Raw genomic sequence first — 15661 nt, forward strand, 5'->3', positions numbered from 1 at the left:
CGAGGAAATGGGAGTTTCATCCAGAGGGATGTATATGCGCAATATTGCGGATATAACACCAAAATGGAAGGATATACGCATTGCAGATATAATACCAAATGGGAGTTATTTATGCAGTAATGCGGATATACCGAAGTTATGTGAAATTGTGGCTACGAATATTACAGATATTTTATTTAGAGAAATATAATTATTAACCTTAACTCTTCCATTTTTAGGGTTTAACTTTTTGGATATTCCCCCGCTAAACCTTTATTCTTTGATCGGAGATTCTAGCGGATAGAAAACTATGTATAGTGTTATTCCCTATAGGGAATACATGGAGCAATGGGTTAAGGACTGGGTTAAGAAACAGAGGGAGAGTGGGGAGAAGGGGATCGAGATAAAGAAGCAGGCAAACAGTTATTATGTCTACAGGTCGACGACTTACTGGGATAAGAAAGCGAAGAAGAGAAGAAAGAAATCTACATACATAGGGAAGTTAAGCAGGGATGGTTTGAGAGAAAAGAAGGAGAAAAGGGTCACTGTAAAGCAGTATGGGAATGCTGTGTTACTTCAGGAGGCTATGAAGGATATTGTTCCTTCTCTCAAGGTATTTGAGAGCTGGGAGGAGATATACGCCCTTGCGTTGGTGAGAGTTATGGATTACGTCCCTCTGAAGAGGGTTAAGGCTGTGTGGGAGAAACTGTACATGAAGGGTTTATCGCCCAACTTGAACCCCAAGAAGCTGTCAACAGTGTTGAGAGAAGTCGGATTGGACAGGGAAGGGCAGAATGCTGTCTTCAATCAGTTGATGAAGGGGGAGAGCTTTGTTTATGACTTGAGCGTAGTTTTCACCAGGTCAGCCATCAATTTCGCTGAAGTGGGGTACAACAAGGACAAGATACACATCCCCCAGATCAACATTGCATTACTATACTCCTCGGATGGTTTACCGGCGATGATAAAGGCTTTACCCGGTTCAGTCAGAGATATAACTTCAATCTACAATAGTGTGAAGGAGATTGATTCCCACGTAATCCTTATGCTGGACAGGGGCTTCTTCTCCATGGGGGTGGTAAAGTTCCTGTTGGACAAAGCATCTTTTGTTATTCCTGCTAGAAGGAATAGCAAGCTTTACGAAGAAGAAATAGATGTTAAAGACCATTTCTTCTACAGGGAAAGACTCATAAAGTGCGGTAAAACCGGGAAAGAGATTAAAGGTGAAAGGAAAAAGAAGAGCTACTACCTCTACCTCTTCGAGGACGTCACCCTGAGAGCTGAAGAGGAAATAACCCTATATAAAAAGCATGATAAAGGCAAAATCAGCAAGGAAGAGATAGAAAAGGGGTTGAAGAGGGCAGGCAAAATCCTTATCATCTCTGATCTAGATAAAGAACCAAAGGATATCTTCCTGATGTACAAGCAGAGAGAAGGAGTGGAGAAAGCCTTCGACGTATACAAAAACGTGCTGAACGCAGATAAAATGTATTTACAGGACAATGAGAGCGTATTTGGTCATTTATTTGTGTCCTTCCTTTCTCTTTACGGATACTGCAAGTTGCAGTGCATGCTGAGAGAGAAAGGAATGCTAAACAAGGTATCTCCCATGGATTTGATGGATGAATATGCCAAAGTCTACAAAGTGGAATATGGAGACAAAGAACTGATGTCCGAGGTTCCAAAAAAGGTTAGGGAGCTGGACGAGAAACTTGAGTTAAACTTATTCCCTAAATGATGCGGAGTTAAGGTTATAAAAGATAAAAGATATAGTAGCAATAGCTAACTCAGGCGGGGGAGCGATAATATTTGGTGTTAATAATCATGGGAAAGCTTCTGAGTATGATGTGTCATCTATTTTAGATCTGGATCCTGCGAAAATCACCGATAAAATAGCAAAATACACGAATCAACAATTTTCAGAATTTGAAATAGAAGAATTTAAAAGAGATGGAAAGAAAATAGCGGTTCTCATAATTTTTGGCGTTTCTTTGCCAATGATTTTTACTAGACCTGGAACATATAACATAGACGGCGGACGCCAAAAAACAGTTTTCAGTAAAGGAACGATATACTTTAGACACGGAGCTAAAAGTGAGCCAGGAGATTCTAATGATTTATCAAGAGTTATTGAAGGAAGACTTGAGGAGATCAGAAAATCATGGTTAAGTGGTGTCAGAAAAGTTGTGAGTGCTCCTATTGGGCACGTAGTCCAAGTATTACCCCCAGACGTAAAAATGTCTATACGTTCTGATGCGATACCAGTGAGAATAACAAACAACAAAGAAGCCCCTGCTTATAAATTAGAAACCCCAGATAGTACCTACCCATACAGACAAAAGGAAGTAATAGAAAACGTGAACAAGAAACTAAGAGGCAAAAAGATAGTCAATCAATATGATATTTTATGCGTTAGAAGAGTTTACGGAATAAATGAGTTAAGACCTGATTTTTATTATAAACCCAAATATGGAGGGCCTCAATATAGTGAAGAATTTGTTGATTGGTTGGTTGAGTCCTATGAAAATGATCCCTCATTTTTTGATACGGCGAGAAAGAAAAAGAAGTATTATGAAAGTAGAAGATAAATATGTTTGCTTAAGTATATCTGGCACGGCGTATAACAGAGCGTATCTGACTTCGGTGCTTCGCACCTCTACCAAAATTCTCCTTCGGGAAACTTCAGATACGCTCGAAACGTTATACGCAATCATGGAGTAAGAGCGTTTGGTAAGGTTGCTATACTATTAATATATTATTAAAACTACTAGGCTAACAGGTGATGAAGTCCACCTTTAACCGCTTTCAAAAGCTGATGACTTCTGAAACTATAAGTATCGACTATGTATGTTGATGTGGTTAAGGAGCGGACTATTAATTACGTAACCAGATGTAGGTGTGTAGAGGGTGGATTTTGTTTTTATAGATTAGAAGAACCGAATGCTTCAGATACCTATTATGCATTATCTATCCTGAATTTATTGGGTATTGACATTGAAGACGATGATACCGTGTTCTATCTGAAAAATCTACAAAAAAAAGATGGATCATATAGCAGTATTTACTCAGCGTATTATTCAATTAAGAGTTTATTATTGTTAAACGAAAAGCCGATATCGAGTCCAAGAGCATATATCCTAAATAACATCAATTTTTATAATGTTAATAAACTACCAGTTGAAGTTATTTCAATTTTTAAACCCTTGTGGTATCTGATGGATTTGTGCTTCAGACTAAAAATTGAACTGGATGACAAACTTAAGAGAGATTTAATAAATTTTGTTCTCACTTTCAGGAATGACGATAACGGTTTTGGAAATACTAATTCTACGCTTATTGAAACTTTTCAAGCATTATCGATTCTGAACTGGTTGGATTATGAAATAGATTCTTTAGGGGTTAAATCGTACATTAAACGCTGTGAAAGCCCTGTTTATGGCTTCGTGAATGTACCCAACACCGCACCTTCGTTCATTGAACATATACATGCCGGAGTAATGACGAGTAATTTATTAGATTATAAGCCACATTACATATCTCAATGTGTTAAATTTATAATGGGATGTCAAAATAACAATGGAGGATTCTCAAGAGGGTCGATTGGAATATCTACATTAGAGTATACATATTATGCTATTGAATCGTTGGCTAATTTATCAATTAGTTGAAATATATCTATTCCTCCATGACTCTTCGTCACTTCGTGCCTCGCCCCGTTGTACTCTCCTCCTTTCTGTCGTCTGGGCGTATAACAGGTGCGTATGCGGTTCGCTTCGCTCATCCAAACCCTTACGGGCTTCGCATACCTACCAAACATTAGGCGAAATGCTATCTAAGGAGTGGAGGTTATGACAACAGATACCAGAGAGAAGCTACTCGAGGCGAGGTACTTCTTGGAACAAATGAAGGAGAGACAATCTGACCAAGATGCTTTCAAATACAATCTTAGTGCATTCTTGGCTGCAGCTCGGAGTGTGACTTTGATTATGCAAAAGGAATTTGCAAGGCTCCTGGCTTTAAAAATTGGTACGCTGAGAAACAGTCTAAGATGCAAAGCGACAAGACCATGAGACTTTTGAATGATAAACGAGTGATGACAATAATTCACCAACAGCCTGTTCGGTCTCATGCTCATGTTAATATAAGAAGCAGCGAGCACATCACATTAGTGAAAGCATCTCAATCGTCATCACCCGCGCCAACGGCACTGTTGAAAGATGGGAATCAAAGCCGACGCCACCACCTGCACCTGTTAAAACCAATGTGACAACGGAATGGCGATGGTATTTTAATGAATAACCTCCCCTCAAAGTACCTACAATCTTGAAGCCATTGGTTCTGGAAAAGCAAAAGAACCGCAAGCAGGCTGAAAATACCCGATGTAGAACGGTTTATAGACATAATGAGACTCATTATGGTTGCAGATCTCTTTGAAATGAGCTATTCCGATTTTATATCGGAATTAAAAGATAATGAGAAGCTGAAAACATTTATGGGTGTAAGAAAAATACAAATGGTCTTATTACCCCTCTGAAGGGTATTATGTTGGTTTTAAGCTGATCGTTGCGATAGACGCCGAGAATTACGAGCTATCAGGTTATGAACTCTACGATGGATGCCCGAATGGTGCAATTATACTTATTCCACTCATTGAAAAGCTACACATACACAGCGCGAAAAAGATGAGTATGTGCGATGTAATCATCTGTGATATGGGTTCTAACTCAATGAAGAATTATATCACCACCATTAATCGATTTTTCGTTATTACAATCATTTATATTTATCCAGGGATGAATACAAATATGAGTAAGATTGATGCAAATCTCGTTCCACCGCTCGATATATGATATGGGCTGGAAAGGGTTATTTGCTTGACATTTGGAATAAGATCAGATCAGATCTGGCAAGAATTCCTTGGGCTAATCGAGAAGTGGGAAACGTTCAAAGAAAAACGGAGCAGAATCGTGGTATTATCCGATATTGTGAAAAATACGCTTGAATTGAAGCGTTTGCATCAATATACAGGTAGAAGTATTGAAAAGAGAGTGTGTCGTATCTTCTATTTAGCTTTCTACCTCATACAGTTGTCTAAAGGCATGGAGATAAGTGCGAGAGAGCTTGTTTATTGGTGAGTGGAGGAGGGAGTTACCAGGAATAATCTCTGTCGGTGAGTCGGTAATAGACCATGCCAACGAGTATTGCAATTGCAGCCGAGTACACCCAGTGTTCGAAGAGCATAGCATATTACCTGTTTATTGGACATCAACCCAGAGGTGAAGTGAACGATACACCTCTCCCCTAATTTCTCCTTTTCCGTAAACGCTTTTGCTAAAAGGGTTTTTGTATAATAAGAACTCTAACTTCTGATCTTTTCCCTTTTTCTTCGCCTTGAACGTAAAAGGGCTTTCCCATGTCTCATTATGCATTAACTCAATGCTCTTCCCGCTTATAACTTCTCCATTAAGTTTCACTTCCAGCCAGTATGATACATTAGCATATTCGTGATTCACAACGCCTATAATAACTTTGCCCTCTTCTCCTACTTTTAGATTTGTGGGATAATCACTTGCCGTTCCATTTGGACCGAGGATATAGAACTCAGTGAACTTCTCACCTTCTTTGGGCGTTGCTATCACGTAAACGGTCATGGAGATTGCAAGTACAATTGAAATGATCAGAAAGACCGATAACATCTTATCTATTTTCGTATCAGTGGCTTTAAACGGTTCTTTCATGCTTTTGAAGAATTTTGCAATGTGGGGCTCAACCACAAACCTATCCCTTTCTGGAATCATGCTTCTCCTTGCATACACACCTAAGGCAAGTGAAACAGTGAATACTGAAAGAACGATAAGAACAGGTATCAAACGTATTCCAAATGGCGTGTAGTTCAATGCCAAACCCAACAGGGGGGTAATTGCTATACTCAATCCAAAGCTTAGTGCAATATGCTCTATCGCATCCAGATCATCTCTTCGTGTGAATAATGCAGCGATTAAAGCGTAGCCGGGTAGGAAGAGAACCAGGGGTAAACCAAAGATGACCCTTATTGGCGAAATTTCGGTTAGGGGTGAGATTAGTACGAATAAAATGCATAAAAGGGTGAAGGGGACAACGAGTGCGAGGTCGTTTGGGAAGTGTTTGAGTGTGTTTGACTTCATCTTAAACTGCCTCATATTTTTGTTCTTCCATTCTCTTATAATCATGGAATTTGTAGTTCTCAATCCATTCTTTTCCTGGATGTCGTATGCTTCCCAGATGCTTATTCCGGCTTGCTCTGCAAGATAGCCCAAGTGCATTCACCACTTTTAAAATCTTCATATAGCTCCATAAGTTTCTGTTCAAATCCCCTCACCATAAACTCTCCTACCATTTCCGATTCCCACACATTCTTCTCTCCTTATTTCTCGCATATTCACTCCAGAACATCTTTTATTTCAGGCATCACACGCTTTTTCTTTTTAGGAAAAAGAAAAACAATGGGAATGTTTTTTAGAGACAGTTTCTTATTTTCCCATTATGTCCAATCTGTTATCCTGTTCAAATATTTCAATATTTCGCCAAACAAGTTTCTCCTCGCCCTCCATAACTCTATTTCCACTATGTTCTTTTTCTCATCATACGCCACGAACAAATCCTAGCTGACTTCGGTGGTATTCTCAATATCCCCCTCCTTTATCAACAAATATAGGAATACCCGAATCTGGATCATATCTAACCTTCATCTGATTCTCACTCATCTTCGCCGCTCCTTCCTCCTTCCTCCCTCCAATTATTTCCATCCTTGATGTATCTATAACCGTAACTACTTTAATTCCTTTTCCTGGCGAAAATCGTCACAAGTATGTCACAAGTATAAATGCAATGCCGTGACTGCGGTCATGGGTTCACCGCAAAGGACGCGGAATGCCTCAAAAGGGTAGATTCGGCGTGAATCTACCTGTATATCTGATAATGTTGAAATTTAGCCTCCGCGGTGTTCTTCTTCTTCGCAGAATCAAAGATTTTGCTTTCCATCTCAATGCCTTTGTGATCACACCTAAGGGCATTCAAGATGTATCCTCCGTGTAGGAGCAGCCTGCAAGACTGTCTATCTCCAGAATATCAATAAAATCAGAAATGCAAGGTGGATTTATATGGACGTGACGGGAATGCGGGTTCTCAATAAAAACTACTGGCTCTGGACTTTCAGGACGCCTGATGACGAAGTGGTGGTAGCGATCAGACCGTCGAGGGGTGAGGACGTTTTACGTGAATTTTTCGGCTTGGACATCAATGGTGCGGGTGTTGTCGATGGCTGGCGTGCCTATAATCATCCCTGTCATACAGCGATGCTGGGCGCACCTGATAAGGGAAGTAGACACGTTCGTTGAACAACCAGGGGTAAGGAGCTGTCAGAAGCCTTTCATAAAAAATTCAAGGTGCTAAAAGAGTTCCTCGGTAAAGACCTATCGGCATCCATGGAAGAGCGGAAACGGCAGAAAGAAGTGAGGGATAGCGAAATGGCAGATGGCAAAGCATTTTGATCAAACTTTCCTGAAGTTTGAATCAGGAATGGTCTGGGGGAACTGGTATACGTGCATGCTTTATCCATGTATGGAGTCAACAAACAATCTCAGTGAGCAGTTTATCAGGGAGCATGTGCTCATGCGGACGATCATGGGTATTTTTAGATTCGGAGATCGGTGCCGATGCCGAATATTACCAATACATCGCTTCCGTCTTCGCCACGTGACGGTTACAGGGAAAAGATGTCTACGACGAACCCAAAAAATTGCTCGTTAATGTGCTTTGTTTGAAGTGGGCTATACAATTACTAAGAATGATTTGCGGGACAGGCTCATTGAATTAAAAATAGCAGGAGGTTGCTTGAATGGGCAGAGAAACATATTGAACTTTAATTTAATTGCAATATAATAAAGAGAATTCATAGAGATGAAACTGAGAGATAAAGACAGATGTATTTTACGGACATTAATAGAGAACGGCAGGCTATCTTATTCCGAGGTTGGTAGGAGATGCGGGATAAGCAGGCAGGTAGCTTTTGAACGAGTACAGAAGTTGTGCTCAGAGGGTATAATTAAGGGCTTCTCCGTATGTGTGGATGCTGATAAGCTGGGATTTGAGTTTATGGCTTACGTACTGCTGATTGTGAAGCCTGAAGAGCGACTGAGGAACGAATTGGCGGAGTTCCTGCGTCGAAGCAAGAATGTAAGGCGGATCCAACTACTATTTGGGCGCTTTGACTTCTTCCTCGAGCTCCTGTTCAGAGATAAGAAGGAGATGACGGAGTTCATAAGGCGAATGCACTCATTTGGTGCTGTTGAGAGGACAGAGACGTTCATCGTCTACCAGACGGTGAAGGATACACCCGAAGACCCTTTCTTAGAATGCCTGGGTAAGTGATCAGGATCATATTTGTGCTCTTATTACAATTTCTGCAATTCTATTCATTTCATTCCTTTGTATCGACACATCTAAAAACTTAATGGAAGAACTGAAATGAAACCAGCTCTGGAAGAGCAAAGAAGACGGCAAGCAGGCTGAAAAATACCCGATGTAGAACGGTATCGCGAAGAATGCGCCTTGTTTGAAACGTTTGCATCAATATACAGTCAGAAGTGTTGAAAAAAGTGGGTGTGTCGTACCTTCCTTTTAGCTTCCTACCTCATACATCTGGCGAAAGGCATAGGGATAGGTGTAAGAGAGCTTGCTTATTGGTGACGGGAGAGTGGGTTACTATTTATTTAGGGTATACCCTATGGTTTAACTATCCAAAGCAGATAAATTGAGAATAGAAAAAATGAAACGAAAAATCGTTATAGGTGTTGCGGCTGTAGCTGTAGCGATAATGGCAATTGCAATAACAGGGATGTGGTTGGATTTCTGTAACCTGGAGGCTGTAAAGTGGCATATTGGAGGACCAAAGGGCGAAGAAGGCTATGAATGGCTGACTAATAACACCGAAGGTAATGCAACCGTTCTGGCATGGTGGGACTATGCAGACGGCATACAAGCGATCAGTCACAGGAAAGTAGTAATAAAAGAAGCTTCTGAGAATATTAAAGAGACTATTGCTCCTTATAATTCCCCTGGGCGACCATGGAGGAAAATTGAATATGAGCTATGGTATCCTTTTGAGTCAGAGGATAAGGTCAGGGACGTTGCCAACTTCTTTATTGCTGAAAATTCCAATGAGTCCATGAGAATTGCGAGAAAGTACGGAGCTGATTATGCGCTTGTGGTCTATCCTGATGATATATGGAAATTCCCTTGTATAGTCTTGGCTTCTGGAAACGAGCCCGACGATTACATCACCGGAAATCTCACCATCGAGAGTATAGAAAGAAGAGAAGTAGTAAAGAGAGAAACAGTCGGGTTGAAAATGATTTACGGCGACAATGTTGAAGGATTTGAGAAAGTGTTCGATAATGAGAAAATGAGAATCTACAAGTTAAAATAAAAAGAACGAAAAAGACAAGCGCAAGCAACACACAAGGGAAGGGATACCTCGAATTCCAATCCGGGGTGGTGCGGATGTGGCTTTATAGTTTTATATTATGGGAGAATAGACAATCATTGATGGGAATACAGTTTAATGAGCTTTTAGCTTTGTGGTAAACTTTCAACTTTATATATTTATAGATCCTCAGTGAAAGATAGAATAAGGAGTATGGAGGTAAGAGAGCTATGAAGAGAAAGGAGAAGGCATGGTACGGGAAGGATATGGGATTGGCAGTGAGGATGGTACTAACCACGGGCTTATTGATGCTCGTCTATCTTGCGTTTATTACAATTTTATCACGGTTTGTGGAGTTCTTTCCTCTGCTGGTAATCGCTGCGATATTCCTCTTTGCTCAGTATTACTTCGCTGATAGGCTCGTTCTCTGGAGCACTGGAGCGAAGATAGTATCGAGGGAGGAGAGACCGGAATTACATACGATGATAGAGCGGTTATGTAACATAGCAAATTTACCGAAGCCCCGTGTCGCGGTCATTGATACGCCGATACCCAATGCTTTTGCTACCGGCAGGAGTCAGAAGAAAGCGGTCGTCGCAGTCACAACAGGGCTGTTGAGTAGATTAAACAATGAGGAGCTGGAGGGCGTACTGGGGCATGAGCTCACCCATGTTAAGAACCGTGATGTGCTCGTGATAACAGTTGCAAGCTTCTTATCCACCGTAGCATGGTTTGTAATGCGGTTCTCCTTTTACTCCTCTCTCTTTCGCACTGGTGGTAGGGACAGAAACGTAGGTGCTACTGTTATCATATTCCTCATCTCTCTGCTCGTATGGCTCATCAGTTTCCTGTTGATAAGAGCGCTCTCACGGTATCGTGAGTTCGCGGCGGACAGAGGTTCGGCAATCATCACGGGTAATCCTTCTGCTCTGATTTCCGCGTTATTAAAGATAAGCGGGCAGATGAAGCGTGTTCCATCAGAGGATCTGCGCAGGGTGGAAGGCATGAATGCGTTCTTCATCATACCAGCTATATCAGGGGATACACTCATGAGCCTGTTCTCAACGCATCCGCCACTTGAGAAGAGGATTGAGCGATTGAGCGCACTGGAACGTGCGATGGAAGGCTTCCATGAAATTTATTGATGCCTTACTGGGGCGAGTAAGACCAGCGGCGTCGAAGACCGAAGCACTATTCAGTATCACTACAGCATACACCACGCTGGAGACGAAGCTGGATATCTTTCATGCCGATGTAGCAGGTATATGCTTCAAGATAATACCCTCTACAACTTTTGAACGATTGAGAGCTGACCTGGACGAGCTATTGACACTCGCGAAGCGTGAAACGGCGACGGAATATAAGATGGTGAAGGATTCTTTTGGTTATCTATGGATAGTGCTCAGGGACAAGGATTTTGAGGATATAGTCACCACCATGCATCTAATCTCCAATACACTGATTGAGAATGGGTTTGGGGAAGAGCTATTGAGCTCGGTATTCAAATTTAAGAAGCGGGATAAAGTCATATACATAATATACAACTATAAGAGTGGCAATTTTTACCCCTTTATACCTATAACCATACCCGGAGATGGCAGGCAGAGGGACGAGCAGTACGAGTTAAAGCTGGGTACATTGCTGCGTAATGAGCTACCTGTAGAGCGTGATATAGAGAAGTGGTACCCGATGTGGGATATTCCGTTGTAGCGAAGTAGCGAAGTAGCGCAGTAGCGTAGCCATAGCATTTGCTTTTTTCATAAGGCGATGAGAGTGATACTGCATGTAGATATGGACAGTTTCTTCTCTGCTATCGAAGTGAGAGAACACCCGGAGTTGAAAGGGCTGCCGGTGGTTGTTGGTGGTGTTTTCGATACGGGTAAGATAAGGGGTGTTGTGAGTACATGCTCGTACGAAGCACGTAAATATGGTATCCATTCTGCAATGTCATTATCAAGAGCATATAAACTCTGCCCGGATGCGAAGTTCCTGCCCGTGAACATGAGATTATACAAGCGTGTCTCCGCAGCGATAATGGCTATCCTGCATACTCAAGCCGATAAAATGGAGCAGGTGAGTATAGATGAGGCATACCTCGATATCAGTTCAAGGGTACGTGACTGGGCTGAGGCTCGAGCTTATGCGGAGCGGATAAAGGCTGAGATATGGGCTAAGGAGAGATTGACATGCTCAATTGGTGTGGCACCGAACAAAACGATAGCCAAGATAGCCTCGAATTTTGTGAAGCCAGACGGTCTGACGGTGGTAGAAGAGCGTGCTGCGAAGGTGTTCTTAGCTCCTTTACCCGTGAAGAGCATCCCTGGTGTAGGACCGAAGACGGAGAATATACTCAAACAAATGGGCATCTTCAAGATAGGGCAGCTTGCCAATACCAATGTCCAATTACTAGTAGCTCGTCTGGGTAAATATGGCGAACGAATCCATTTAATTGCAAATGGGATAGATGAAAGCGATGTGGAAACAGCTTGTGAGCGCAAATCGCTGAGCAGGGAGAGGACGTTCACAGAGGACACAGATGATATAGCGATAGTGGAGAAATGTGTGGAGGAATTGGCGTATGAGGTCCATAAAGCGCTGGAAACAGAAGGTTTTGTATTCAAGACGGTTGGTATAAAAGTGAAATATGCGGATTTCACAGTGATAACGAGGGCAAAGACATTGAGGGCATTCCATTCCGACCTGGAGACTCTCAAGCGGATAGCAAAAGAACTGATGATGGGCGTGAATGCGAAGGGAAAAGAGAAGAAAATAAGATTGGTTGGTGTTCGCGTCTCAAAATTGTCGTTGCTGGACTATCGGCAGAGGCGATTGTTCTTATTCAGTCCACCTTCGGCATATTAGCCAGTGCCTGCTTCACCAATTCCGCGGGATATTCGTAATCCACAAGCTTTCCATTCAGGAAGACTTCGTACGCACCTAAGTCGAAATGCCCATGACCACTGTTATTGAAGAATATCACCTCTTCTTTTCCTTCCTCCTTGCATCTCAGCGCTTCATCTATAACCGCCTTCACATCATGTGCAGCCTCTGGTGCTATGAGAAAGCCCTCCGTCTCCGCGAATAGCTTCGCCGCCTCGAATATCTCTGTCTGATGGTATGCCACTGCATCTATCCAGCCGTCATTCACCAGTTTGCTGAGCAGAGGTGCATCACCGTGATATCTCAGTCCGCCTGCATGAATCGGTGGTGGTACGAACGTGTGTCCCAGGGTGAACATCTTAAGTAAAGGAGTCATCCCTGCGCAATCGCCGAAATCGTATAGATACAGCCCTTTTGTCAGTGTCGGGCATGCCATTGGCTCACATGCTACAATCCGCAGGTCGGGTTTATCGCCCCTCAGCTTATCGGCAACGAACGGGAAACAGGAGCCACAGAAGTTGCTGCCTCCACCCACGCATCCAAATATGACATCGGGGTATTCATCTATCTGCTCAAATGCCTGTTTCGCCTCCAATCCTATCACCGTCTGGTGCAGCAGGACGTGATTGAGAACAGAGCCGAGCGCATAATGCGCATTATCATGTCCGGCAGCATCTTCCACCGCTTCAGAGATTGCAATTCCCAGGCTACCTGAGGTGTCAGGATCATTCTGCAGATACTGCTGCCCAAATTTGGTATTCGTGCTTGGACTTCGATATACCTCGGCATTCCAGATATCCATCATTACGCGCCTGTACGGCTTCTGGTCATAACTCGCAGCAACCATGTAGACTGTACAACGAAGTCCGAAGAGCATGCAGCCGAAGGCAAGGGCAGAGCCCCACTGTCCTGCACCTGTCTCTGTTGTTATACGTTCCGTACCCTCCTTCATATTGTAGTATGCCTGTGCGACCGCGGTATTGGGCTTGTGACTCCCAGGTGGACTAACTCCTTCCCACTTGTAATAGATACGGGCAGGGGTCTTCAACTTTTTTTCTAACCGGATAGCTCTATACAGCGGTGTGGGTCGCCATAGCCGATAAACCTCCCTCACTTCCTCTGGTATTGGAATCCACCGCTCTGTACTCGCCTCCTGCCTTATCAATTCCATAGGGAATATTGGTGCTAACTCCTCGGGCTTTATTGGCTCCTTCGTCACCGGGTTTTTCGGTGGGTCCAGAGGTGAAGGTAGGTCTGCCTGTATATTGTACCATGCTCGCGGTATATCCTCCTCACTCAGTAATATCTTCTCGTCCATTTCTCACTTACCTCGTTTCTCACTTTATCTCTTTTAATAAATTAATGTAATCATTTTCCATCATCACCATCACCATAGCTTTATGGCAGGTATCCAGTCATAATAACCCTAACCCCTTCCGTTAGCGTCAATGAATTTATCGCAAGTAATTGTTCCTCCGGTTGCTTTGTCATATCATATGCAGTCCATGAATTATATGATTATGACCTTGCAACAGCATGAGATAAGCACAGGGGCAGTAGTCATATAATCTATATTATACGACATAAGCCACGAAAAGCTTTAAAATCGTATATCAAAACCCTCAGAACGGGGTTTTGGGATTATATGACATTTCATTTCGTTGTGGTTTTGGGATTATATGACATATAGAACACCTCTAAATTTGAGCTATAATCTATTTTTTCAATGTCACTTGAGTAATTATATTCATAACGGCAATATATTTCGTTATAGCTCAAATATGAAGATGGTCTAATTCGGGACATAAATAAATAACCCAATAACCCTCAGGTGCTTAATACGCCCATCACATCATCACCTGCTATAGCCAGTATACGCCTCTTCAGCTCCTTTATCTGATGTTTAACGTCATCTCCAAGTTCTAACTCCTCACACCCGCTGAAGATCTCTTTTTTTATCCGCTCTCCTATTATATCATCACGCTCTGGCTTCAGTCTTACTACCATAGAGCCTGATGGCAGGAATTTCGCATACTGCTCCAGAGTACCATCGCCTATACCCGCTATCAGTCCATCTGCATCGCCATCCGTGATACCTATTAGAGGGACACCAAATCTCTTCAATATGTCAGCAGCAATGCTCGTCGTGTCATCGCCTATGGTAACTGCTACACCCAGGTTCAACGTCTCTATCTTCGGAAATAAGTGCTCTACGGTGTAGAATAGACAGGCTACTTTTCTCCCTCCTTCGCGCATGCGTCCCTTACCGACAAATTTCGGCATAGTTCTCCTGATTATACGCGCTGACTTTATCATCGCATCCCTCAGACTCAGCGGTGGTAACTTCTCAAGGTTATGTTCTATCAATCGTCCACCAAAAACATCCACAATTCTACCATCACGTGCTACCAGAGTGATACTACCGTCACATGAAGTTGTACCTATAACAACACCATTTACAAATATCTTCTCTCCCGCATGCACACCCCTTATCTCCCTGTACTCGAAATCAGACTCTCTTTTACATCTTAATTTAGGTTTATACGGCTCTCGCTCCTTAAACTCAGCAAAGATCGCTCTTATAGTACTGTATAGTTCCTCATCACCCTGCTTCAATATCCATGGGATGATGAGCCGGCTGTAATATTCCAGTTGAATGAATGAAGGCTTATCCTTCGCTCCTCCATCTCCATAATAATTCCTCAATATCCCCTCACCGAGTAATAACCCGCTCTCTTCTGTCTTACCTCGATTCACCAGTATAACAAATTCTATCCCTCGTCTCATAAAATCTTCTATAACTTCTGATGGTCGCATATCCTTGCTTATATCTATCTCATCCTGCATATCAGCGTCAATAACCGCAGTTTTACCGGTTATACCACCAAGAGCCGCTTTAATCTCTATTCCCGCGTCCTTCAACCGCTCTATCGCTTCCCTCGCCTCACCCTCATCTATTACCTCCGGTCCGTGGATTAATAATCCTACTCCTGCCATGACCATGATATAATATATAATATGTCTAATGTCTAAATTTAACTTAACTTTGTCACATTTAATAAACTTTATGTAAACAGCACTTCTACTGAAAAGTATGCACTTTTAAAAAAGCTTTAATCCCCTCCACCAACCATTCACAAAAGATCATCATATCACTCTCCAATCGATCAAAAGAGAAGCTATAACGATGCTGAAGGTCGTAATACTCGCAATGTGCTTTGAAGGTGATATAGCCTTCGTAATAAGCGAATTAAAGGCTAAAGCATCGTTAAAGAAGTTTACAGGCGTGCACGATGTTCCAGATGCTAAAGAAGTTTACAGGCTTCTAAGCAGGTTTAC

At 42.4% G+C, this 15661-nt stretch carries 13 protein-coding genes and 1 pseudogene; 11 read left to right on the forward strand and 3 right to left on the reverse strand.

The window, feature by feature from the left end; genetic code table 11:
• The first annotated feature begins 289 nt into the window (after positions 1-289).
• The 5 genes from J7J01_00465 (at position 290) to J7J01_00485 (ending at position 4829) form a co-directional block, all read left to right on the forward strand.
• Positions 290-1717, forward strand: a complete 1428-nt coding sequence (locus tag J7J01_00465) for a transposase (protein ID MCD6209365.1) — start codon at positions 290-292, stop codon at positions 1715-1717.
• A 109-nt stretch (positions 1718-1826) separates the two neighbouring features.
• The gene (locus tag J7J01_00470; GenBank protein ID MCD6209366.1) at positions 1827-2567 is read left to right on the forward strand and encodes a hypothetical protein; all 741 of its coding nucleotides are present in this window, start codon (positions 1827-1829) and stop codon (positions 2565-2567) included.
• Positions 2568-2822: 255 nt separating this feature from the next.
• Entirely contained in the window at positions 2823-3647 is an 825-nt protein-coding gene (locus J7J01_00475; GenBank protein MCD6209367.1) for a hypothetical protein, read from the forward strand.
• A gap of 180 nt (positions 3648-3827) precedes the next feature.
• Positions 3828-4049 carry a hypothetical protein gene (locus J7J01_00480; protein ID MCD6209368.1) on the forward strand — a complete coding sequence of 74 codons (222 nt, stop codon included), beginning with the start codon at positions 3828-3830 and terminating at the stop codon, positions 4047-4049.
• A gap of 612 nt (positions 4050-4661) precedes the next feature.
• Positions 4662-4829: a hypothetical protein gene (locus J7J01_00485; GenBank protein MCD6209369.1), complete on the forward strand. Its 168-nt coding sequence runs from the start codon at positions 4662-4664 to the stop codon at positions 4827-4829.
• A 405-nt stretch (positions 4830-5234) separates the two neighbouring features.
• Here J7J01_00485 and J7J01_00490 read toward each other — a convergent pair whose 3' ends face one another.
• Positions 5235-6281 (reverse strand): DUF1616 domain-containing protein, encoded by a 1047-nt coding sequence (locus J7J01_00490; protein ID MCD6209370.1) that lies wholly within the window; start codon positions 6279-6281, stop codon positions 5235-5237.
• A 563-nt stretch (positions 6282-6844) separates the two neighbouring features.
• Between J7J01_00490 and J7J01_00495 the strand changes: the two are divergent.
• From J7J01_00495 to dinB, 6 genes and pseudogenes are all read left to right on the forward strand, one after another.
• Positions 6845-7834, forward strand: a pseudogene (locus J7J01_00495) (transposase).
• A gap of 83 nt (positions 7835-7917) precedes the next feature.
• The gene (locus J7J01_00500; protein MCD6209371.1) at positions 7918-8388 is read left to right on the forward strand and encodes an Lrp/AsnC family transcriptional regulator; all 471 of its coding nucleotides are present in this window, start codon (positions 7918-7920) and stop codon (positions 8386-8388) included.
• Between the two features lie 397 nt (positions 8389-8785).
• Positions 8786-9445: a hypothetical protein gene (locus J7J01_00505; GenBank protein MCD6209372.1), complete on the forward strand. Its 660-nt coding sequence runs from the start codon at positions 8786-8788 to the stop codon at positions 9443-9445.
• Between the two features lie 227 nt (positions 9446-9672).
• Positions 9673-10587, forward strand: coding sequence for a zinc metalloprotease HtpX (gene htpX, locus J7J01_00510; protein ID MCD6209373.1), 915 nt, complete (start codon positions 9673-9675; stop codon positions 10585-10587).
• A complete protein-coding gene (locus J7J01_00515; protein ID MCD6209374.1) occupies positions 10574-11152 on the forward strand; it encodes a hypothetical protein in 579 nt (192 codons plus the stop codon). Before htpX ends, J7J01_00515 begins: the two co-directional genes overlap by 14 nt.
• Before the next feature lie 63 nt (positions 11153-11215).
• Positions 11216-12304 carry a DNA polymerase IV gene (dinB, locus tag J7J01_00520; GenBank protein MCD6209375.1) on the forward strand — a complete coding sequence of 363 codons (1089 nt, stop codon included), beginning with the start codon at positions 11216-11218 and terminating at the stop codon, positions 12302-12304.
• Here dinB and J7J01_00525 read toward each other — a convergent pair.
• Entirely contained in the window at positions 12282-13640 is a 1359-nt protein-coding gene (locus tag J7J01_00525) for a TrpB-like pyridoxal phosphate-dependent enzyme (GenBank protein MCD6209376.1), read from the reverse strand. The genes dinB and J7J01_00525 overlap by 23 nt on opposite strands.
• A gap of 509 nt (positions 13641-14149) precedes the next feature.
• Complete coding sequence (locus J7J01_00530; GenBank protein MCD6209377.1) at positions 14150-15319, reverse strand: DUF2117 domain-containing protein; 1170 nt, start codon at positions 15317-15319, stop codon at positions 14150-14152.
• Positions 15320-15661: the final 342 nt, after the last annotated feature.

Source organism: Methanophagales archaeon (assembly GCA_021159465.1).
Lineage (GTDB): Archaea > Halobacteriota > Syntropharchaeia > Alkanophagales > Methanospirareceae > G60ANME1.